General features: G+C 65.8%; 19 protein-coding genes and 1 tRNA gene. 9 read left to right on the top strand and 11 right to left on the bottom strand.

Annotated features, from left to right (window positions below):
- The first annotated feature begins 4 nt into the window (after positions 1–4).
- Positions 5–1,708 carry a sensor domain-containing diguanylate cyclase gene (locus RLQ26_06670; protein MEQ9088407.1) on the top strand — a complete coding sequence of 568 codons (1,704 nt, stop codon included), beginning with the start codon at positions 5–7 and terminating at the stop codon, positions 1,706–1,708.
- The gene (locus RLQ26_06665; GenBank protein ID MEQ9088406.1) at positions 1,705–2,982 is read left to right on the top strand and encodes a DUF2336 domain-containing protein; all 1,278 of its coding nucleotides are present in this window, start codon (positions 1,705–1,707) and stop codon (positions 2,980–2,982) included. The genes RLQ26_06670 and RLQ26_06665 overlap by 4 nt, the downstream gene beginning before the upstream one ends.
- Positions 2,983–2,990: 8 nt before the next feature.
- Here the strand turns inward: RLQ26_06665 and argB are convergent, their stop codons facing one another.
- From argB to rpmH, 6 genes are read right to left on the bottom strand one after another with little or no spacing between them, the layout of a single operon-like run.
- Complete coding sequence (argB, locus tag RLQ26_06660) at positions 2,991–3,935, bottom strand: acetylglutamate kinase (protein MEQ9088405.1); 945 nt, start codon at positions 3,933–3,935, stop codon at positions 2,991–2,993.
- 43 nt (positions 3,936–3,978) lie between these two features.
- Complete coding sequence (yihA, locus tag RLQ26_06655; protein ID MEQ9088404.1) at positions 3,979–4,629, bottom strand: ribosome biogenesis GTP-binding protein YihA/YsxC; 651 nt, start codon at positions 4,627–4,629, stop codon at positions 3,979–3,981.
- A gap of 29 nt (positions 4,630–4,658) precedes the next feature.
- Positions 4,659–6,425 (bottom strand): membrane protein insertase YidC, encoded by a 1,767-nt coding sequence (yidC, locus tag RLQ26_06650; protein ID MEQ9088403.1) that lies wholly within the window; start codon positions 6,423–6,425, stop codon positions 4,659–4,661.
- A 3-nt stretch (positions 6,426–6,428) separates the two neighbouring features.
- On the bottom strand, positions 6,429–6,719 hold the full coding sequence (gene yidD, locus RLQ26_06645) for a membrane protein insertion efficiency factor YidD (protein MEQ9088402.1): 291 nt from the start codon (positions 6,717–6,719) through the stop codon (positions 6,429–6,431).
- Positions 6,720–6,738: 19 nt separating this feature from the next.
- Positions 6,739–7,143: a ribonuclease P protein component gene (gene rnpA / locus RLQ26_06640; GenBank protein MEQ9088401.1), complete on the bottom strand. Its 405-nt coding sequence runs from the start codon at positions 7,141–7,143 to the stop codon at positions 6,739–6,741.
- A gap of 25 nt (positions 7,144–7,168) precedes the next feature.
- A complete protein-coding gene (gene rpmH, locus RLQ26_06635) occupies positions 7,169–7,303 on the bottom strand; it encodes a 50S ribosomal protein L34 (GenBank protein MEQ9088400.1) in 135 nt (44 codons plus the stop codon).
- 308 nt (positions 7,304–7,611) lie between these two features.
- Here rpmH and RLQ26_06630 point away from each other — a divergent pair, with 308 nt between their 5' ends.
- Complete coding sequence (locus tag RLQ26_06630) at positions 7,612–9,015, top strand: HAMP domain-containing sensor histidine kinase (protein ID MEQ9088399.1); 1,404 nt, start codon at positions 7,612–7,614, stop codon at positions 9,013–9,015.
- Between the two features lie 329 nt (positions 9,016–9,344).
- Here RLQ26_06630 and ggt read toward each other — a convergent pair whose 3' ends face one another.
- A complete protein-coding gene (gene ggt / locus RLQ26_06625) occupies positions 9,345–11,216 on the bottom strand; it encodes a gamma-glutamyltransferase (GenBank protein ID MEQ9088398.1) in 1,872 nt (623 codons plus the stop codon).
- Positions 11,217–11,360: 144 nt separating this feature from the next.
- On the opposite strand from ggt, the gene RLQ26_06620 reads away from it, so the two are divergent.
- The 3 genes from RLQ26_06620 (at position 11,361) to panC (ending at position 13,762) form a co-directional block, all read left to right on the top strand.
- The gene (locus tag RLQ26_06620; GenBank protein ID MEQ9088397.1) at positions 11,361–11,834 is read left to right on the top strand and encodes a potassium channel family protein; all 474 of its coding nucleotides are present in this window, start codon (positions 11,361–11,363) and stop codon (positions 11,832–11,834) included.
- A gap of 151 nt (positions 11,835–11,985) precedes the next feature.
- Positions 11,986–12,870 carry a 3-methyl-2-oxobutanoate hydroxymethyltransferase gene (panB, locus tag RLQ26_06615; protein MEQ9088396.1) on the top strand — a complete coding sequence of 295 codons (885 nt, stop codon included), beginning with the start codon at positions 11,986–11,988 and terminating at the stop codon, positions 12,868–12,870.
- Between the two features lie 16 nt (positions 12,871–12,886).
- Positions 12,887–13,762: a pantoate--beta-alanine ligase gene (panC, locus tag RLQ26_06610; protein MEQ9088395.1), complete on the top strand. Its 876-nt coding sequence runs from the start codon at positions 12,887–12,889 to the stop codon at positions 13,760–13,762.
- Between the two features lie 82 nt (positions 13,763–13,844).
- Here panC and RLQ26_06605 read toward each other — a convergent pair whose 3' ends face one another.
- Positions 13,845–14,807 (bottom strand): hypothetical protein, encoded by a 963-nt coding sequence (locus RLQ26_06605; GenBank protein MEQ9088394.1) that lies wholly within the window; start codon positions 14,805–14,807, stop codon positions 13,845–13,847.
- A gap of 628 nt (positions 14,808–15,435) precedes the next feature.
- Between RLQ26_06605 and RLQ26_06600 the strand changes: the two genes are divergently transcribed.
- Positions 15,436–15,512 (top strand) — tRNA-Arg (locus tag RLQ26_06600).
- 38 nt (positions 15,513–15,550) lie between these two features.
- Here the strand turns inward: RLQ26_06600 and RLQ26_06595 are convergent.
- Both RLQ26_06595 and arsC read right to left on the bottom strand, forming a co-directional pair.
- Entirely contained in the window at positions 15,551–16,228 is a 678-nt protein-coding gene (locus RLQ26_06595) for a nitroreductase family protein (protein MEQ9088393.1), read from the bottom strand.
- Positions 16,229–16,237: 9 nt separating this feature from the next.
- Positions 16,238–16,585: an arsenate reductase (glutaredoxin) gene (arsC, locus tag RLQ26_06590; protein MEQ9088392.1), complete on the bottom strand. Its 348-nt coding sequence runs from the start codon at positions 16,583–16,585 to the stop codon at positions 16,238–16,240.
- A 204-nt stretch (positions 16,586–16,789) separates the two neighbouring features.
- Between arsC and RLQ26_06585 the strand changes: the two genes are divergently transcribed.
- Positions 16,790–19,258 carry a mechanosensitive ion channel gene (locus RLQ26_06585; GenBank protein ID MEQ9088391.1) on the top strand — a complete coding sequence of 823 codons (2,469 nt, stop codon included), beginning with the start codon at positions 16,790–16,792 and terminating at the stop codon, positions 19,256–19,258.
- Between the two features lie 8 nt (positions 19,259–19,266).
- On the opposite strand, the gene RLQ26_06580 is transcribed toward RLQ26_06585, so the two are convergent.
- The gene (locus RLQ26_06580; protein ID MEQ9088390.1) at positions 19,267–19,962 is read right to left on the bottom strand and encodes a RecX family transcriptional regulator; all 696 of its coding nucleotides are present in this window, start codon (positions 19,960–19,962) and stop codon (positions 19,267–19,269) included.
- Positions 19,963–20,024: 62 nt separating this feature from the next.
- On the opposite strand from RLQ26_06580, the gene RLQ26_06575 reads away from it, so the two are divergent.
- Positions 20,025–20,786 carry an ABC transporter permease gene (locus RLQ26_06575; protein MEQ9088389.1) on the top strand — a complete coding sequence of 254 codons (762 nt, stop codon included), beginning with the start codon at positions 20,025–20,027 and terminating at the stop codon, positions 20,784–20,786.
- Positions 20,787–20,807 lie beyond the last annotated feature (21 nt).

Genomic DNA, 20,807 nt, shown 5'->3' with positions numbered 1-20,807 from the left:
CACCATGTTTTCCCGTCTTTTCGCATATCTGGGGCGCTCGCGTCCGTCCTCCGGTCCGAGGGCCGACGGATTTCTCGCCGCCTGCCTCGAGCCGGCCCTTTGCGTTGATGCCCGCAATACCCCTGTCTGGCTGAACCTGGCCGCGCGCCGTGCTTGCGGCGATGACTTGACGCCGGACACGGTCGTGGCTTTCCGCGAGCTGGCGGATCGGGTGCGGCAGTCCGGCGTGCCCGGAACCGCCCGCATCGTCCTTGCGCCCGATCGGGGAGAGCGGCTTTTCGATTTCACGGCTGTGGCGGATAGCGACGGAACAGTGACGATGCTGGGGCGGGATGTGACGCTGGACCGCAATCTGAGTGCCGCGCTTGTGGAATCGCGCGAGCGCTACAAGGATCTGATCGAGCTCACCAGCGACTTCGCCTGGGAAACAGACAATACGGGCCGGTTCGTTTTCGTTTCCCCGCGGGGTGCTCTGGGCTACAGCGCGCGCGACCTCGTCGGCCGGCAGGCACACGATTTTGTGGACGAACTGATCGACGGGGCCGACCCGTTCCGCGCCGATGAGACCCTCGAGGATGTCGAGTTGACGATGTTCGCGGCCGATGGGACGTCGCGCATTTTTCTGGCCCACGCCATCGGCCTGCTCGACGGCAAGCGCCGACGGGTGGGGGCGCGCGGCATTTGCCGCGATGTCACCGCCGAGCGCGCCCGGGCACGCGATCTGGCGCGCGTCCGCAACCACGACCGGATTCTCGACCGGATATTTCGCAAGATCCACGATGAGATCGAGGCCGGCGACATGCTCTCCACGGCGGTCCGGGTCATCCGGCACGGGCTCGGGGCCGAGGCGTCGGCCCTTCTCAGACCCGAGGGCGGCTCGGGCGGGCTTGTTCTGGCGGCGGCCGATGGGCCGGTGCCGGCGGCGGCCGAATTGGCGGGGCTCATTCCGGCCCTCGATGACATGGGCGCCCAATCGGACCGGCCCATTGGCGAACGGCGTCTTCTGGCGCATCCCGTGACGCGCCGCGGCGTACGGCAGGCGGCATTGATGGTCTGGCTCGGCGCCGATGCGGAAGAGGGGGCCGAAACCCTGTTCGAGCGGATCGCCAGTCAGATGGGCGTTGTGCTTGCGCAGGTTGAAAACAAGGAGATGCTGGCCGATCTGTCGCGCACCGATTCGCTGACGGGCCTCGCCAATCGCCGGGTGTTCTACGAGGAAGCGGAGACCCGCCTGGCCCGAGTTCGCCGCGCGGGCCGGCCGGCAGCGCTCTGCTTCATCGATCTCAATCACTTCAAGGAAGTGAACGACCGCCTGGGCCATCAGGCCGGGGACGAGGCGCTTCGCGAGGTGGCCGCGCTGCTCACGCAGGAAACGCGTATCAACGATCTGGTTGCGCGTCTGGGCGGTGATGAATTCGCCCTTTGGCTTGACGATACCGATCGTCCGGGCGCACTCGCCAAGGTGGCCCAACTCGCGAACGCGGGGGAGGTGCTCGGCAAATACACCACGGATCCCCGGCGGCCGGTCGCGCTGTCCATCGGGCTCGCCATGGTCGAACCCCACTCGACCGAATCTGTCGCCGATATCGCCGCTCGGGCCGATAGCGAGATGTACGCCGTCAAGCGTGAAAGCAAGGCCCGCATGGGTTCGGGCCACACCGGGGCGGCACGGGCCGGGCATTCGCAGATTCCCGAGGCCGCGCCATGAAGCTGATGGACGCCCTCCGCCTCAGACTGCCGGGCCGGCTCGGCTATTCGCGCGAACGCGACCTGATCCAGCATGCCAAGGGCAAGGTTCGCCGCCGCGTGGCCGGGCGGGCCGATTCGCATCCCGAAGTTCTCTATTACCTGGCGGGCGATCCTGATTCCGGCGTGAGGGCCGCGACAGCGGCCAACCCGAAGACACCGCTTCAGGCCGATGTGCGCCTCGCACGCGATCCCGACGATGATGTCAGGCTGGCCCTGGCGCGCAAGGTCCGGACGTTCGCACCCGGGCTTGCGCCGGGACAGGCTGAAAAACTGCAAAACATGATCACCGAGATGATCGATATTCTGGCGGCCGACCAGTTGAGTCGGGTCCGCGCCGCCCTGGCCCGCTCCCTTTCCGAGGTATCGAATGTGCCGCCCGAGGTGGCGCGCGCCGTTCGGGCGCTCGCCCGTGATCCGGACCTGTCCGTCGCCGCTCCCCTTCTGGAATTCTCTCCCCTGCTGTCCGAGGAGGATCTGCTGGCAATTATCCGCAGTCATCCGGGCTCGGGCAGCCTGTCGCGTATCGCCAGCCGGCGTGACCTGATGGCGCCTGTCTCCGATGCGCTCGTGAGCACCGGGGACATACCGGCGGTGGCCGAGCTCCTCGCGAATGACAGCGCGCAAATCCGCGAGGAAACTCTCGATGTGATTGCTGATCATGCCCGCGAGATCAAGGCGTGGCACGCGCCGCTGGTGCGCCGCACACAGATCCCGGGGCCCACCCTGGCGCGGATCGCGCGCTTTGTCAGCCGGTCACTGCTCAAGGAATTGAGCCGGCGGACCGATCTTTCGCCGGCTGTTCTCCACTCGATCGCGCGCGTCATGGAAAAGCGGCTTCAAGAGACCGAGTCCGACGCCACGGCCGGCGAGCCGCCCGCCGCCCGTGCCCGCCGCCTCCACGCGGCCGGCGAACTGACAGCCGATGTTCTTTCCGAGGCCGTGGCCGCGCGCGAGAGTGCGTTCATCGCCGCCGGCCTCGCCTGTCTCGCAGATCTGCCGGAGGAGGTCGCGACCAAGATCATCGATTCGGCCAGCGCCCGGGGCATTACCGCCCTGGTCTGGAAAGCGGGCCTGGGCATGCGCCTTTCCACCACCCTGCAGATGCGCGTGGCCCGCGTCTCGCCCGCCTCGGTATTGCATCCGAAAGCCGGCGTCGATTTCCCCCTCTCGACATCCGAGATGGAATGGCAGATCTCGTTCTTCCTGGATCTCGGCGACTCTGTGGCCGCGTGAGCGCGATCCTACTCGCTGACGGGCTGTTCGCCCGCTTTGTCACTCCCGGTCCCCCGGATGAGCGTGCCCGCGCCATGGGCCGTGAAAATCTCGAGCAGAAGCGCGTGGGGCGTGCGCCCGTCGATGATGACGGACGCCTCGACCCCGGCGCGGACGGCGCTCATGCAGGTCTCAACCTTGGGGATCATGCCGCCTGTGATCGTCCCGTCGCTGATCCGCGCCTCGGCCTCCTCGAGATCGAGGTCGGTCAGGAGATTGCCGTCGCGATCCAGCACGCCGGCGACGTCGGTCAACAGGTAGAACCGCGTTGCCTTGATGGCTGATGCCACGGCACCCGCCGCCGTGTCGGCATTGATATTGTAGGTCTCGCCCCGCGTGCCCACGCCGATCGGCGCGATGACCGGGATGACGGCCGAATTCTGCATGTCCTGAAGCAGGCGCGGGTTCACCTCTTTTGGTTCGCCCACGAAGCCAAGATCGAGAATCTTTTCGATATTCGAATCCGTCGCCCGTTGCGTCTTGGTCAGTTTGCGCGCGGTGATCAGGTTGCCATCCTTGCCCGAAAGCCCGATCGCATTACCGCCCGCCTTGTTGATAGCCGAGACGATCTGTTTGTTGATCGAGCCGGACAGCACCATCTCGACGATGTCCACCGTGGCCGCGTCGGTGACGCGCAAACCATCGACAAATTCGCTCTTGATCTTGAGCCGCTCCAGCATGGCCGCGATCTGCGGTCCGCCGCCATGCACCACCACGGGGTTGATCCCCACCTGCTTGAGCAGCACCACGTCACGCGCAAAGGTGCTGGCCAGATGCTCGTCCCCCATCGCGTGACCGCCATACTTGATCACGAAGGTGCTGCCGGCATAGCGGCGCATATAGGGGAGCGCCTCGGAAAGGGTTTTGGCCTTTTCGAGCCACACGTTTTTTTCGGCTGGCTTGGTCGTTTTCATGGGGCGGGACATTATCCCAATTCCGGAGGATGTGCCAAATTTCTCACCCGGCAGCGGATTGCGTGAGAAGCGCCCGCAACTCGGGGATACCCTGGCCGGATTCCGCGCTGGTCACCGCCAGGGCCGGATAACAGGCCGGATGGCGCGCGGCTTCCGCCGCCGTCTCGCGAAGGCAGGCGGCCAGGGCGGCCCCGGAGGGCTTGTCCGCCTTTGTCAGCACCAGCAGGTAGGAAACCGCGGCTTCGTCCATCAGTTCGAGGATATCTCGGTCACTGTCCTTGAGGCCGTGGCGCGAATCGACGAGCAGACAGACGCGGTGCAACGCCGCCCGGCCTTCCAGATATTGCCGGGCCAGCTCGTTCCACTGCGTGCGGACTTTCCTGCCGGCCCGTGCGTAACCGTAGCCCGGCAGGTCTACGAGCACGAGCCGCCCGGCCGAGAGATCGAAGAAGTTGAGCTGCTGCGTGCGGCCCGGTGTCCGCGACGTGCGGGCCAGGGCGTTCTGACCCGACAATGCGTTGATGAGGCTCGATTTCCCGACATTGGACCGGCCGGTAAAAGCGATTTCAGGGGAGCCCGCCGGCGGCAGCCGGTCAGCGGTCGCGGCCCCGGCGATAAAGACGCACGGACCCGCGAAGAGCCGGCGGCCCGCTTCCAGCGCGTCCTCCTCGGCCGAGAGCACCGCGTCGTTCATCCCGGCATCCGCCTTTCCCTCGCCACCGTCTAGGCCGCGTTATCCTTTTTCATGATCGCCCACTGCTGGGCGATGGACAGGATGTTGTTCCACGCCCAGTAGATCACGAGCCCGGCCGCGAACTGGGCGAGGAGAAAGGTAAAAATGATCGGCATCAGCATGAACATCCGTGCCTGTATCGGATCGGCCGGCTGGGGGTTGAGCTTCTGTTGCAGATACATGCTGGCGCCCATGATAAGCGGCCAGATTCCGATATTCAGGAAGTTGAGCATCCCAAGCTCGGGCACGCTCCAGGGCAGGAGACCAAAGGCGTTCAGCACGCTGGTGGGATCGGGCGCGGAAAGATCCTGTATCCAGCCATAAAACGGCGCATGGCGCATCTCGATGCTGACGAACAACACCTTGTAGAGGGCAAAGAAAACAGGGATCTGGATGAGAATCGGCAGGCAGCCGGCCGCGGGATTGATCTTGTCCCGCTTGTACATTTCCATCAGCTCCTGGTTCATCTTCGCCTTGTCGTCCTTGTATTTTTCACGCAGCTCCGTGAGCTTCGGCTGGAGCTTCTTCATCGAAGCCATGGCGTGATACGACTTGTTGGCGAGCGGAAAGAAAAGGAGCTTGATGATGACCGTGAGCAGAAGGATGGCCAGACCGTAATTGCCGAGGAAATCGGCAAAAATCTCCATCACGTAAAAGATCGGCTTGGTCAGGAAATAAAACCAGCCGAAATCCACGGCCAGATCGAAGCGGTCGATATCGTAGGCGGCCTCGTAGGAATCGAGAAGCCGCACCTCCTTGGCGCCGGCGAAAACGCGCGTGGCCACACCGTCGCTGGCGCCGGCCGGGATGTTGACGGCCTCGCCCCGCATATCCACCTGAAAACGGTTCACGCCGTCCTTGCGCGCGTGGCTGACACGCACCTTGGAGGGCGTGTCATAGGCCGGAATCAGGCTCACCAGCCAGTAATGGTCGGTAAAGCCGAGCCAGCCGCCGGGGCCGGTTTCGGCCGCCACAGGCCCTTCTTCCATCAAATCGCCGTAGTCGTATTCCTTGAGGGTCTCGTTCAGAACGCCGATGGGACCTTCGTGGAGAATAAAGAATCCCATCGTCTCGGGTACGCCGGCGCGCGAGGACAGCGCGTAGGGAAACAGCGTCACGGCCCGTCCCGAATTGTTGATGACCCTGTCCTCGAAGCTGAACATGTAGTCCTTGTCCACCTCGATGCGCCGCTCGAAAACGAGGCCCTGTCCGTTGTCCCAGCTAAGCGTCACGGGCCGATCGGGTGTGAGGATCGTGCTATCCGTCGACCACAGGGTGTCCGGGCCGGGCAGGTCGATCGTCCCGTCGGCCGAAAGCCATCCGGTGGCGACGTAATACGGCCGGGCCATGCCCTTGGGCGTCAGCAGCGTCACCTCCGGCGAGGCGGGATCCGCCTCGACGCGGTAATCGGCGAGGGTCAGGTCGTCGAGACGCGCGCCCGTCAGCGACAGCGTGCCGTGAAGGCTGGGCGTCGACACGCGGATGCGCGGGCTCGCCTGGCGGGCATCTTCGACCGTGGCATAGCGCGGGACGTCTCCCGGCAGTGCCGGGGCGCCAGCGGCGATGTCCTGCCCGTCCTCGGGTTCCAGTCGCGGCGGGCCGATCTCGCCTGGCTCTCCTTCCAGGGTTTGTTCCGCGGCAAGACGCTGGGCTGCCTGCTCCGCCTCGAGGCGCGGCTGTTCGAAGAAATACTGCCAGCCAAGGAGAATGACGAGCGAGGCGAGGATCGCCAGCAGGAGGTTTTTCTGGTCACCCATGGTCTAGCTCTCTCCCGTGCCCGGCTGATGTTCGTGCGGTGTGGCGTGGCCGCACGGGGCGGCCGGCGTGAAGGCGGGCGGCACCGGATCATAGCCGGCGCCTCCCCAGGGGTGGCATCGGGCGAGCCGGCGAAGCGTCAGCCAGATGCCGCGCCACACGCCATGGGTCCCGATCGCCTCGTTCGCATAGGCCGAGCAGCTCGGCACGTAGCGGCATGAAACGGGCAGAAACGGCGAGATTCCGCCCCGGTAAAACAGAACCAGCGCTTGGGCGATGACTTTCATAGGCGACATGGACGGGTCCGCTCGCGCGTCAGGGGTGGGATCGAGTAACCGGGGCTGCATCGCCTATATCGGCGTCGGCGTCAACATAGAGCTTGAGCCGCCGGAGCGCCTGGGCGAGATCCTTTTCCAGCGCACCAAAGGGTCGCGCGGGGGTGTCACGCCGGGCAATCAGCACGTAATCATGGCCGGGCGCGCCATGGGGACGGAGGACGCTGTCCACCACCGCCTTGAGCCGGCGTCGGGCCCGGTTCCGGGTGACGGCATTACCCACGCGGCGGCTTGCGGTAAAGCCGATCCGGGTCGTCCCTGGGGGCAGGCCGGGCGGCGCCGGTGCCGCCTGGAGGATCAGGCCGTCGCGTACGGCCCGGTGGCGGGCGCGGGCCACGCGCTGGAAATCGCTGCGATTTTTGAGGCGCTGGAGACGGGGTGGCATGACCGCCCCCATGGACGGAAGGCCGTCAGGCGGAGAGGCGCTTGCGCCCCTTGGCGCGGCGCCTTTTCAGCACGTTGACACCGCCGGCGCTGGCCATACGCGCCCGGAACCCGTGCCGGCGCTTCCGGATCAGTTTGCTGGGCTGGTAGGTGCGTTTCAACGTCTGGCTCCCTTGGCGCGCGTACGGGTCGCGAGGATGATGCGCGGGCTGTATAGGGGGAGACGGGGGCGAAGTCAACCGGGAGATGGGCTGAAAACCGCCTCTTTCGAGGCACCGGGCCCTGACTGGCCGGGGCGATCGCAGCCTTGCCCGCCGGGGCCGGCGGGCGCAATCTAGGCCGGAAAACATGGCCGGAAAACATGGCCGGATCAGGCTAGGCTAGGCCGAGCGCCGGATCGCGCCAGCCCGCCGGCTTCGTGGACCGGTTCGGGCGGGCACCGGGCACAGGAAGCGGAGATTTCAACGGGATGGCCGCCACGGTGCAGCACAGGAAATCGCGCCCCGGACTTGCGCCCGGCTTGTCCTCCCGCTTGCTGATCCTGACGATCCTTTTCGTCATGTTGGGGGAATTCCTGATCTACGCCCCCTCGATGGCAAATTTCTGGAAAACCTATCTGGACGAAAAGCTGCAGACCGGCCATCTCGCCGCCCTGGCCCTCGAGGCGACGCCGGACTTCATGGTCAGCCCCGATCTCAGCCGCGAGTTGCTGGGGCATGCGGGGGCGCATCTTGTGGTGTTGATCGATCTCGACGGCAGCAAGCGCATCCTCACACTGTCGACACCGCCGACGGCGGATCTCACGCTCGATATCGAGACGTTCAGCTTCGTCGATTACCTTCTGGCCGCGGTGGATACATTGCGCCAGGACGGGAATCGGGTCTTGCGCGTGATCGGCCCGTCGCCCAAAAACACCTCGATCCTGATCGAGGTCCTGATCGACGAAGCGCCGATGCGCGCAGCGATGCTGCATTATTCGTGGAACATCCTGCAATTGTCGGTGATGATTTCGGTCATCACGGCCGGGCTCGTGTTTTTTGCCCTGCGCTGGCTGATGGTGCGGCCGATACGCCGGATCACGGACTCGATGCTGAACTTCCAGGCGAATCCCGAGGATGCATCGCGCGAGATCCGGCCCTCGGGCCGGCGTGACGAGATCGGCCTCGTCGAGGAAACGCTGGCCGGCATGCAAAAGGACCTGCGCCTCGCGCTGTCGCAAAAAACCCGGCTGGCTGCGCTGGGGGCGGCCATGACCCGGATCAATCATGACCTGCGCAACATTCTCTCGGCCGCCAGCCTGGTGTCGGACCGCCTGTCGGCCAGCACCGATCCTGACGTCCGAAAGGTCGCGCCGACGCTGATCCGGTCGATCGACCGGGCCGTAACGTTGTGCGTTCGCACGCTGGAATATGCGCGTCGTGATGCGCCACTGGTCCGGCCGGAGCCGATATTTCTCCGCCCTCTGATCGAGGAACTTGCGACCCCTCTTAAGGCCGAGGCGGCAACCGACTTCACGCTGGAAAACAGGGTCGGCGAGGATTTTCGCCTTGTGGCCGACCGCGACCAGATCGACCGCGTGCTGACAAATCTCATCGGCAACGCGCGCCAGGCCGGCGCTCACAAGGTCTCGGTCTCGGCGTGCCGCCGCAACGCCAGCGCCGAAATCGATATCAGCGATAACGGTCCGGGCCTGCCGCCGAACGCGCTCAAATCCCTGTTCGAGCCCTTTGCCGGATCGGAGAAGGCAGGCGGCAGCGGCCTCGGCCTTGCCATTGCGCGTGAGATTGTCGCCGCCCATGGAGGCGGAATCGAGATGGTCCGGACCGGCTGCGAGGGCACGACGTTCCGCCTCTATCTGCCGCTCGGCGATTGAGCCGGGCACGCCCGGCTCTTCAAATCGTCTCACAAACGGGTGACCTCGACTATCGGGAGGGTCGGCCCCGATGCTACGGTTTCGCCATGCTTCGCCGCCGTCGGCCGGGCTTGCTGTGCCCCGCTGATCTCCCCCTGGAAAGGCACCCGGCAGGCGGTTGCGATGCTCTTCCGGTCCCGGCCAAACCCGCTGATGGGACGAGGCGGCGGGGTTGCCCGGATCAGGCACCGGTTGGGTGCCGGGATGAAACCCGGTTGGTTAAGGTGAGACGGAACGGGCCCGGATGAAAATCCGGGCCCGTTTTCGCGCCGGCACAGTTGCCCGGCCTGTCATTCTCCCCGGGCGGCGCCATGCAGTCGGGGGTCGGCACCCCCCTCATAACCAGTTTCCGTCGCCCGGATGCCATGGAGGCCGCTGCGCAGGCGGCGGCTTTTCACGTCATGTCCGAGCGCGCGAAGGATCGGCGCCAGATCGCCGAGTGCCGTGTCGGCTTCGAGTTCGATCGGTCCGTTGCGGTTGGCAAAATTCGGCAGGGCGATAGCCGACTGGACCGACATGTCCCAGTCGAGCACACCGATCAGCGTCTTTATCACATAGGGTGCTATAAACGGGCCGCCCGGTGAGCCGATGATCAGATAGGGCTTTCCCGCCCCGTCCAGCACGATGGTGGGCGACATGGTGCTCCGTGGCCGCTTGCCCCCTTCCACGCGATTGGCTACCGGGAGACCGTCGATTTCCGGAATGAAGGAAAAATCTGTCAGCTCGTTATTGAGCAGGAAACCGCGGGTCATCACGCGCGAGCCGAATGCCATTTCGATCGTCGCGGTCATCGACACCACACTTCCGTCGCCGTCGACAATGCTCATATGCGAGGTGGAATAGCCCGAATTATGCGGCGCGGACGCGTTGGGGGCGAGCGCCGCCCCCTTTGGCGTACCAGGTGCAGCCGGACCCATGGCCCGGTCGAACGAAATGAGTTGCGCCCGTTCCTTCAGATATGAGGTGCGCAACAGACCCGCCGTCGGGACCGGCACGAAATCGGAATCGGCCGCATAGCGGTTGCGGTCCGCATAGGCCAGGTTCATCGCTTCGGTGATCAGATGTACGGCTTTGGCCGAGTTGGGATCGAGGCCGGACAGGTCGAACTCCTCCAGAATACCGAGGGTTTGCAGGACGGCGAGCCCGCCCGAGGTCGGCGGCCCCATGCCGCAGACGAGCCAGCGGCGGTAGGGGCCGCACAGCGCCGGGCGTTCCTTGGCCCTGTAGGTCTCCATGTCCTTGGGCGTTAGCTGGCCCGGATTGCGTGCGGTCGATCGAACGGCGGCGACGATGTCCTCGGCCAATGGCCCGTCATAGAAGGCGCCGGCCCCGGCTTGCGCCAGATGGCGCAGCGTTTCGGCCAGGGCCGGATTGCGGAGGATCGTGCCGGCCGGTTTGGGGGCGCCGTCTGCCGTGAAGAAATACGCGCGCGCCGCCTCGAACGTGTCGAGATACTTGTCTTCCGCAATCTGGCGCGCCAGGCGCTCGGAAACGGGAAAGCCATTTTCCGAAAGTCGGATCGCGGGCTCGAAAAGCTGTGCCCAGGGCAGCGTGCCGTGATCCTTGTGGGCGAGCTCGGCCATGCGCATGAAGCCCGGCACGCCGACGGACCGTCCGCCGACCACCGCCTCGAAGAATTCCATGGGCGTGCCATCGTCGCGCAGGAAAAGGTCGCCCCCGGCGGCGGCCGGCGCGGTCTCCCGGCCGTCATACGTCGTGAGGGCGCCATCTTTCGATAAATGCACCAGGAAGGCGCCGCCGCCGATACCGGAACTCTGCGGCTCGACCAGTGTGAGGACCATCTCGGTCGCGATTGCCGCGTCCACCGCGCTGCCCCCGGCGCGCAGCATCTCCAGTCCCGCCTCGACGGCGAGCGGATGGGCGGCGGCGACCATGAATTTCGTCGCCTCCGGCTCGGACTGTCCGGCCGGATCGTCCGCCCGCCCGTGCGCCGCCGCCCGCTGGCGCGACGGGGCCGCGCTGCCGGCGGAATCGATTGAGTCTGCCGGGCCGGCCCGGTCGGGCGCCGACGCTGACAGCGCGCCGGGCTGCCCGGCTTCGCAGGAAGGAAGAAGCAGCATGGCGGCGAAAAGGAGGGCGGCGGCAGGCGGCGCCGGTGTGGCGCGCCGACGCCGGTATGCCGGGGGCGGGAGAGAACGCATGGAATTTCCCAATCGAGGTTTGCGCGGGTATCTTAGCGAACCGGCGCCGGCGGGCCTACCGTCTCGCGGGCCGCCGGGACAGGCCGGCCAGGCAGGTTGGCCAGGGAGCTTGGGCAGGCAGGCCGGTCAGGGGGAGGGGCGAACATGGCGAACGGGTTATGGCTGGGACTCTCACTGATCGTGATTTGCATCTCGATCCATTACGAGGCCCTTCGCCGGATATGGAACTTCCTGCCAAGAATGCACGGCGATCCCCGGCTGCGTGTCGTCGTTGTCGTCCTCGCGGCCACCCTGGCCCATTTCACCGAGATTGGCATTTACGCTCTGGCCTATTACGGCGCCGAGAAATTTGCCGCCGCCGGGGCCTTTGGCGGTGAAATCGCCGGCGCGTTTACCGGCATCTGGGCTGATTACGTCTATTTTTCCGCGGTCAGTTACACGACCCTGGGATATGGCGATATCGTCCCCACCGGCGCCATGCGGCTGATGGCGGCGAGCGAGAGCTTCGTGGGCCTGCTCACGATCACCTGGTCCGCCTCTTTCACCTATCTGACGATGGAGCGATTCTGGCCCCTCCACGCGACCCACCATCACCCGGGAAAAAGGGGCCGGGGCTAGAACTTTGCCGCTGGAAAGACCGGATAAAGGCTGAAAGCGGGGGAAATCCGGGCAATGCGGCCGAGAGAGGTCCCTTGGCAGCCGGCCTGCGGAGCGGGTAAAACAGGGGCGCTTGCTGTATTGCACTGCAGTGTGCCGAAAGGAGGCACCCATGAGCATCCATAAATCCCCGGTATCGGAATCACCGCCGGACACCGGCGCGCGGCAGAAGCGCATGACGGTGCCGGAGATCCGTGGGCGCAAGACGGGCGCGCCGATCGTCGGCCTGACTGCCTATACGGCGCCCATGGCCCGGCTGCTCGATCCGCATGTCGATGTGTTGCTGGTGGGCGACAGCCTGGGCATGGCGCTTTACGGCTTCGACAGCACTCTGCCGGTCACCCTGGACATGATGGTCAATCACGGCGCGGCCGTGGTGCGCGCCTCGACCCGGGCCTGCGTCGTCGTGGACATGCCCTTCGCGAGCTATCAGGAATCGCCGGCTCAGGCCTATCGCCATGCGGCGCGGATCCTGGCCGGGACAGGCGCGGCGGCCGTCAAGCTCGAAGGCGGGCGCGAGATGGCGGAAACGATCGACTTTCTCGGCCGGCGCGGCATTCCGGTGATGGGTCATGTCGGCCTCAAGCCGCAATCCGTCAACGCGCTCGGCGGCTACCGCGCCCAGGGCCGGCGCCAGGACGAGGCCGAGGCGATCATCGAGGATGCCCGCGCAGTGGCGGCAGCCGGTGCCTTCAGCCTGGTCGTTGAAGGCGTGATCGAGGAGGTTGCGCGTCGCCTGACCGGGGAAGTGGATATTCCAACCATCGGCATCGGCGCCTCGAACGCGTGTGATGGCCAGGTGCTGGTGACCGAGGACCTGCTCGGGCTCTTCACGGAATTCACGCCGAAATTCGTCAAGCGCTATGCCGAGCTGGCGGGGCCGGTGAGCGAGGCGGTCGGACAATATGCGGCCGATGTGCGTGCGCGGAAATTTCCGGGGCCGGAACACTGCTTCAACGGCCCCGCGGTAGCGGCCCGGCGCGAGACCGGCACCTGAACGCGGATTTCGGCCGATGACGGCGGCTTCCATCGCGACTGTCCGCACGGCGGCGGAGTTGCGCCACCGCCTGGTGGAGTGGCGCCGGGACAACGTGCGCATAGGGTTCGTGCCCACCATGGGGGCACTCCATCGCGGTCATCTCGAACTGGTGCGCCAGGCGAGGGCCCGGACCGACCGGGTCGTGGTCTCGATCTTCGTAAACCCGATACAGTTCGGGCCGGCCGAGGATCTCGCGACCTATCCCCGCCAGGAGGCGCGCGATCTTGACGCCCTCTCGGCGCAGGCGGCGGATCTCGCCTATCTGCCCGATGTAAACGAGATTTTCCCGGCGGGTTTCGCGACCCGAGTATCGGTCGGTGGTATCAGCGACGGACTTTGCGGCGCCGCCCGACCTGGCCATTTCGAGGGCGTTGCGACGGTCGTGACCAAACTGCTCAACCAGGTCCAGCCGGACAGCGCCTTTTTCGGCGAAAAGGATTTTCAGCAATTGCAGGTGATCCGCCGCCTGGTGGCCGATCTTGGTCAGCCGGTCGATATTGAAAGCGTGGCCACCGTTCGCGAAGAGGACGGGCTTGCCCTCTCATCGCGCAACGCCAAGCTCTCGACCGCGGGGCGCGCGGTCGCGTCGGGGCTGTATCGCGCGCTCGAGAGGCTGGCGGGTGAGGTGGCGGCGGGCGAGGAGATTGCGGCGGCCGAGGCGCGCGCCGGCACGGAACTCGCGGCGGCCGGGTTCGAACGGATCGATTATGTGGAAGTCCGGCTCGCCGACACGCTGTCCCGCCCCGGCCGGCGTTGGGAGCCGGCGCAGGGCGCCGCACGGGCCTTTGGCGCGGCCCTCATCGAGGGCGTCCGGCTGATCGACAATGTTGCGCTGCCCGACCGTCCGTAATCGGCCCGTCCGCAAACACCTGCAAAATAAAACGGCGCTCCGAGGAGCGCCGTTTCGTGTTCCGGTCCGGAAACCCGCTGCTCTAACGGACGTAGACGTGCACCTCGTTGGAGGCGGTTTCCGTGCTGGTGCTGGCCGAGAGATTGACCCGGTCCGCGGGCAGGCCCATATCGACCAGCGCGCGGGCGACCCGTTCGGCATAGCGCCGGGCGGAGTTGCTGCCCCGTGCGAGGTCGGCCGTATTGCCGATGGCCGGCGCAACGGCGACCACGTCGAAGGACGCGCCGGCGCGCCGCTCCAGCGCCCGGCTCACGGCCGTGTACAGGGCCTGCTTGTATTCGACGTCCTCGCGGTCGAAACGGACCACCACGAGCGGACGGCGGGTCGGCCCCTGTGAGAAGGACCCGAGCGAGGGCTCGGCCGAGGCAAGACTGCTGTCCATGCCGCCCTGGCCGAAGGCGCGGTTCGCGAGGCTGGAGCCGTACAGCTCCCCGTTCTTGATCGCCAGCGAGAGAACCTGCAGGTTCTGGCGCTCGCGCGAGACGTAATCCGTCTGGCGGCGGATTTCCTCGCTGAGCTCGTTCAGGACCCGGTCGGCACTGACGACGGTCTTATTGACCTCGTCCTCGAGAATGCCGAGCTGCCGGTGGTCCTCCTCGACCGCGCCCGCAAGGCCGTAGGCGGCCCGGGTCGATTCCAGAAGGAAGGCGGCGAGCCCGGCGTCGGCCGCGGCACGATTGGACAGGCTGTTGAGCTGCGCCACATCGGACAGGATCCGGTCGAGCTGCTGCTGCACCTCGTTCCACTGGCGCACCAGGATCGGGTTGCCCGGTGTGGTTCCGGCTTGCAGACGGGCGCGAATAGCGGCTGCGATCCCGTGATAGGCCTGGCTGTTCTGGCCGATGTTGTTGCGGACTCGCGCCAGCTCGTTGCCGTGCGCGCGGATAGCCGCCTGCATGCTGGTCAGGTCGTTGCGCAGTTGTTGAATCTTCTGGCCGACGAAGGTGCCCGTCGGCTGGCCCGGGGTGACTTCCGGTAACTGCACCGGCACCGTGTTCTGAACCGGGGGCGGCGGGCGGAATTGCGGTTGCGCGGTCGGGGCCGGCGCGGGAGGGGCTGCCTGAGGTCCGCCATAGGGCGCGGGCGCCTGTTGCGGTGCTGTCGGTTGCGCCGGAATCTCCGCCGGCGCTTCGACTACTTCCGGCGCCGCGGGTTCGTCCCCTTCCAGGGAAGGCCAGAGGAAGTCTCCAACGTCGGAAGCCGTTGAGCAGCCGCTCAAGATCAGGGCTGCCGCCAAGATGCCAGCAGGCGTTCTCCACAGGGCCATAAGCGTGCTTACCTTAAGTTTGTCCGAACCTACGTTGCAGGAGGTGTCGCGGGGCGTGGCCCGAGACTCAAGAACAGGCTTCCTCCAAGCCCGAAAACGCTTCTGATCCAGTCAGTTGCGAGCGGATACTACCTTACGCCCGGATGCGCCACAACCGTTTTACCCGGCTTGCCACCGAGTTTGAAGTGTGATTCGTTCCGACTAAGGTCGGGTTAACGCCGGGATCGGCCGGGCCCGGCGGGTCCAATCCCCCATTTGCGCCTATCCAGCCCACCCCGCTTGCCATGGCCGGGCTATTCGATTAGCTTCCCCGCGCCTTTCCGCCCTGACGGAATTCGGCCGTTTTGCGCCCGTAGCTCAACTGGATAGAGCACCAGACTACGAATCTGGGGGTTGGGAGTTCGAGTCTTCCCGGGCGCGCCACGCTGCCCTGCCGGTCCCACGGGTCGAACGTCCCGGCCTCAATCGCCGGCCAGCCCTGCCGCCTGCCCCCAAGCGCCCGAATAAACGAAGGCCGAGAGCGGCTTGCGCTCGCGCGGCGCCTTTTCCTTTTCGGCCAGAGAGTCCGGCAGGGCATCGGGCGCCCCCTTGAAGCCGATGGCGAGGGCCGCGACGGGTGTCCATTCCTCGGGAATGCCAAACGCCGCGCGCGCTTTCCCGGCATCGAAACCGGCCATCTGGTGGACATAAAGATCATGCGCCGCCGCTTCCAGCGTCAGGCTGAGCGCCGCCATGCCGACATCGTGCAGCGCGTGCGCGTTGGGTTCGCCGTTATGCGCGAAATTGTTTTGCGCCACCGACAGGGCCAGCACCGGCGCCGATCTGGCCCAGCCCTGGTTGTATTCGATCAGGCAGGAAAGGAGTTTCTCGTACCCCTCGGGCTCGTCCTTCGTCGCCACGATGAAAGCCCAGGGCTGAGCGTTAAAGCATGAGGGAGCCCAGCGCGCCGCCTCGAACAGCGAGGCCAGAGTCTTCGGGTCCACTGCCTTGTCGGCAAAGGATCGCGGGCTCCAGCGCTTGCGGGCGTAGGCGTTGATGTCGTGCATGGTGATCGCGGGCTTGTCCATGAATTTATCTTTCCGGTTCCAGGGGTTCAGGATGTCGGGGTTCAGGATGTCGTTGTCGGTCAGTCGCGTCATTCAGTCGCATCAAAGGATGTCGAGCACCCGCTCGGGCGGCCGGCCGATGGTGGCCTTGCCATTGGCGCGCACAATCGGACGTTCGATCAGCACCGGGTGGCGGACCATCGCCGCCACCAGATCACTGTCGCCGACCGCCGGGTCGTCGAGGCCGGCCTCCTTGTAGGCGGACTCCTTGCGGCGCACCAGATCGCGGGGGGCGAGGCCGAGCTCTGTCAGGATCTGTCGAATCTCCGCCGCGTCCGGCGGTGTCTTGAGATACTCGACGATGCGCGGTGTGACGCCTTTTTCCCGAAGCAGATCGAGTGTCTGCCGCGATTTGCTGCATTTCGGATTGTGGTAAATCGTAACGTCCAAGCCCCGCCCCTTTCGTCAGGTTTCGTTGGGAAGGCCCGTCCGGCCGGTTGCGCGGTCGCCCCGGGGTTGGGTCTTCGGCTTTCATCGCTTAGCTGGTAAAAATGCTAAAGAGAGTTGCAGCGAAGGGCAAACTTCCCGGCCGCTCGCCGATCCGACAATGGGGCCGGGGACGGGGCTGGAACAAGAGGGAGGAGACGGGGCGCGATGAGACAGCCTGACCGGAAGATGGCGATCCCGCCCGGCCCTGTCGGCCGGTTGCGCACGCGCGCTCTCTCCGGCCTGTTGCTTCTGGTGCTTCTGCTTGCCGTCCCCCTTGCCCCGGGCAACGCGCTGGCGCAGTCGATGGCGGCGCCCCCGGCGGCGGGAAGCGGGGAGCAGGCGGGGATTCAGGCCCTCATCGAAACCCTCGAGGACGATGCCAAGCGCCAGAAGCTGCTCGATCGCCTGAAAGCCCTCGAGGCGACGGACGCAAAGGCCGCACAAGGGGATGCGGCCGGCCCGGCGGCCGCGGCGCCGGAGAGCGGCATTTTCGAGGGGGCCGCCCGGGCTGCCGCCGCCCGGATCGAGGCCGCCGCCGTTTCGCTCGCGGATACCGCCCGACTCTTTATCGAGCTTCCCGACCGTCTTGGCCGGCTCTGGGAAAGCGCGCAGAACCCCGACGTGCAGGGCCGACTTTGGCTTGCCCTGGGATACCTCGTGCTCATTCTCGCCGCCGGCTTCGCCGCCGAGGAACTGGCCCGATGGGCGCTGCGCCACCCCCGACGCACCGTGGAAGCCTGGCCCGTGCCGGGTCTGGGAAGCCGCGCCCTCGTTCTGGCCTTGCGCACCGTTCTCGATGTGATTCCGATCGGGCTGTTTTGGGCCGGCGCCCAGGCCGCCCTTGCCCTCGTCGCGCTCGAGGCGGAAGCCCGTCTCGTGGCCCTGGTCTTCATCAACGCAAGCCTGATCGAGCGGGCCGTCTCGGCGGCCGCGCGGGCGTTTTACGCGCCTCGCACGGCACGGCTTCGCTTCGTCGGCCTGACGGATCAGAGCGCCGTCTACCAATATGTCTGGGTCAAGCGGCTCGTGCGGATCTCGGTCTATGGATACGCCGCCATCATGGCCGCCGGCGCGGCCGGGCTCGCGGTCCCGGCGCAGACTGCGCTGACCGATTTTCTGGGCCTCATCATCGCGGCGCTGCTGATCGTCGTGGTCTTTCAGTCGCGGGGCCAGGTGGCGGACTGGCTCCGCAAGGAACAGGCCGAAACCGGCGGGCTGCCGGCAAGCGTTCATGCCGTGGCCAGCCGGCTGTCGGATTTCTGGCACATCGCGGCGATTTTCTACATCCTGGCGGTGCTCGCGGTCTGGCTGGCAAATACCGAAGGGGGCTTTGCCTATGTTGCCCGCGCCACGCTTCTGAGCGTGTTCGTCCTGCTGCTGGCGCGTCTCATTCGTCTGGCAGTGCGCACGGCGCTTAATCGTGCGCTTGCATTCTCGAACGACCTCAAGAGCCGCTTTCCCACTCTCGAGGAACGGACCAACCGCTTCCTGCCGGTTTTTCAGGGCGCTGTCCGAACCGTGATCAACCTGATCGCCCTCATCGCGATTCTGGAGGTCTGGGGCCTCAGCACGATCGACTGGCTCGCCTCGGCGGGCGGCCAGAACTTTATCGGGCAGACGCTTACCGTCCTTCTGGTCCTGACCCTGGCGATCGTCGCCTGGAATGCCTTCTGTATCGAGCTGGAACGCCGGCTGCGCAGCCTCAGTGAGGCGGCGGAGAACGGGCGCCGGGCGGCTCGCCTGCAAACGCTTCTGCCCATGATCCGGCGCGTCGCGTTCATCGTGCTTGTGATCGTCGTGGCGCTCATGCTGCTCGACCAGTTCGGCGTAAATATCACGCCGCTCATCGCCGGCGCCGGAGTCGCGGGACTTGCGGTCAGCTTTGGGGCGCAAAAACTGGTTCAGGACGTCATCACGGGTGGCTTCATCCTGGCCGAGGATACGATTTCGATCGGCGATGTGGTGGAGCTCGGCAATCATTCCGGAATTGTGGAATCGATGAGTGTCCGTTCGATCCGCTTGCGCGATCTTTCGGGCAATGTGCACACGATTCCCTTCAGTACCGTCGATAGCGTGATGAATATGACAAAGGACTATTCGCGCTATCTCTTCAATATCGGCGTTGCGTATCGTGAGGATTACGATCAGGTGGCCGGTGTGCTGCACGAAATCAGTGACGAGATGCAGAAGGACGAGACATACGGGCCGCTGATCAAGGAACCGCTCGAAATTCTCGGCCTCGATTCCTTCGGCGACAATGCGGTGATCATCAAGGCGCGCATCACGACCGAGCCCATCCAGCAATGGGCCGTGGGTCGGGAATTCAACCGGCGCATGAAGGCGCGGTTCGATGAACTTGGAATCGAAATTCCGTTTCCCCATCGCACGATCTACTTTGGTGTGGACCAGCAGGGCAACGCGCCGCCGGCCCATATCCAGCTCGACGCCGGCCCGGCGGGCGATGGTGATGGCGAGCCGGAGGCGGGCGCGGATGGCAATCGCAATGGCAATGGCAATGGCAATGGGGATGGCAATGGGGATGGCTATGGGGATGCCGGTCCTGGCCATCCGTCCGCCCGTCGGGCGTCCAGCCGACCCGGCTTCGGCCCCGGGCCCGAGGGTGACGGTTACTAGAGTAACGGTTATTGGGGAGCGGCGGGTTCGGCAGCGTCGCGCTCCAGCGCCTCGACCTCTTCCGGAGACGCCAGTCCGAGGACCTCGCGCGCGGTATCGAGCGAAAATCCGGCCCGCGCCAGGGCGGCCAGATCCTTTTCAAAGCGTTCGGCACGATCGCGCTGCCGGTAGGGGCCGAGGCGCCGCCGGCGCAAGAGCCGGCAGGCGGCGACCAGATCGGGCTGCGCGGTCTGGTCATTCAGCCGCGCGAGCGCGTGCCCGATATCATCGGCACCGACGCCCTTTTGGCGCAGCCGCTGCTGGATGCGGCGGCGGGACTCGCCCCGGCGCAACAGACTCTCGGCCAGATGCTCGGCATAAACCCGGTCATCGAGCAGGCCGGATCGCTCGAACCGGTCGAGCATATCGCCGATCGCCTCGTCCAGCGCGGCGTAATCCTCGTCCGGATGAACGGCCCGGGCCTTTCTGAGGCGCCGATCGAGCACCCGGCGCAGGTTTTCGCGCGAACTGGCGAAGCACTCCAGATAGTAGAGTGCGACATTCTCCAGCGATTTTGCCGTCGGCCTGCGTGGCCGGCGCCGATCGCCCGGCCCGCGCGCCGCGCGCCGCTCGGGGGCTGCGGTTGCCGGGGGCGGGTCCGTCTCGCTGTTTTCCATGGCGCGAGACTGGCACAAATTCGCCGAAAAAGCGCGGCTTGCGGTCACAGGTCGGCCGCCTATACTGCGGCCACCTCATGCCCCCCGACGTAAAGGAACGATGCCGGCCCATGGTTAACTGGCTCGGGTTCAGGACCCTTCTTTTCAAGGAAATCAGGCGTTTTCTCAAGGTGTGGTCGCAGACCCTGCTGGCGCCCTGCGTGCAGGCCCTGATTTTTCTCGTGATTTTCACCGTGGCGATCGGACGCAGTCTGGGTCCCGGCGGCGTCACCTATGCGGAATTCCTGGTGCCGGGGCTGATCATGCTGGTGGTGCTGCAAAATGCGTTCGGCAATACGTCGAGCTCCATCATGATTGCAAAGGTCGACGGGTCCATCGTCGACGTGCTGATGCCGCCCCTCTCTCCGGGCGAGCTCACTTTCGCCTATGCGCTGGGGGGCGCGGCGCGGGGCGTGGCGGTGGCCATTCTGGCGGGGCTCGCGATGGCAATCTTCGTGGATGTGCGGATCCTGCATCCCGGCTTCGTGATCTTTCACGCGATCGCGGCCGCGACCACCCTGTCGCTGGTCGGAATCATCGTGGGCATCTGGGCGCAGAAGTTCGACCATATGGCGGCGACCAACCATTTCATCATCACCCCCCTGACCCTGATCTCGGGCTCGTTCTATTCGGTGGACCGGCTCACGGGCTATTGGCACACACTGGCCCTGCTCAACCCGGTCTTTTACCTGATCGACGGGTTCCGCTACGGGTTTATCGGCGTGTCCGACGCGCCGGTCTGGATCGGCGTCGTGCTCATGCTGGCGGTGAATGCCCTGTTGATCCTGGCAGCCTACCAGATGTTCCGGACCGGCTATCGCCTGAAGGCTTGAGGCCGGTCGCCGGGCGAAATC

The sequence above is a fragment of the Alphaproteobacteria bacterium genome (assembly GCA_040220875.1).
Lineage (GTDB): Bacteria > Pseudomonadota > Alphaproteobacteria > JAVJVX01 > JAVJVX01 > JAVJVX01.
This window is presented reverse-complemented; position numbering and strand designations above follow the sequence as displayed.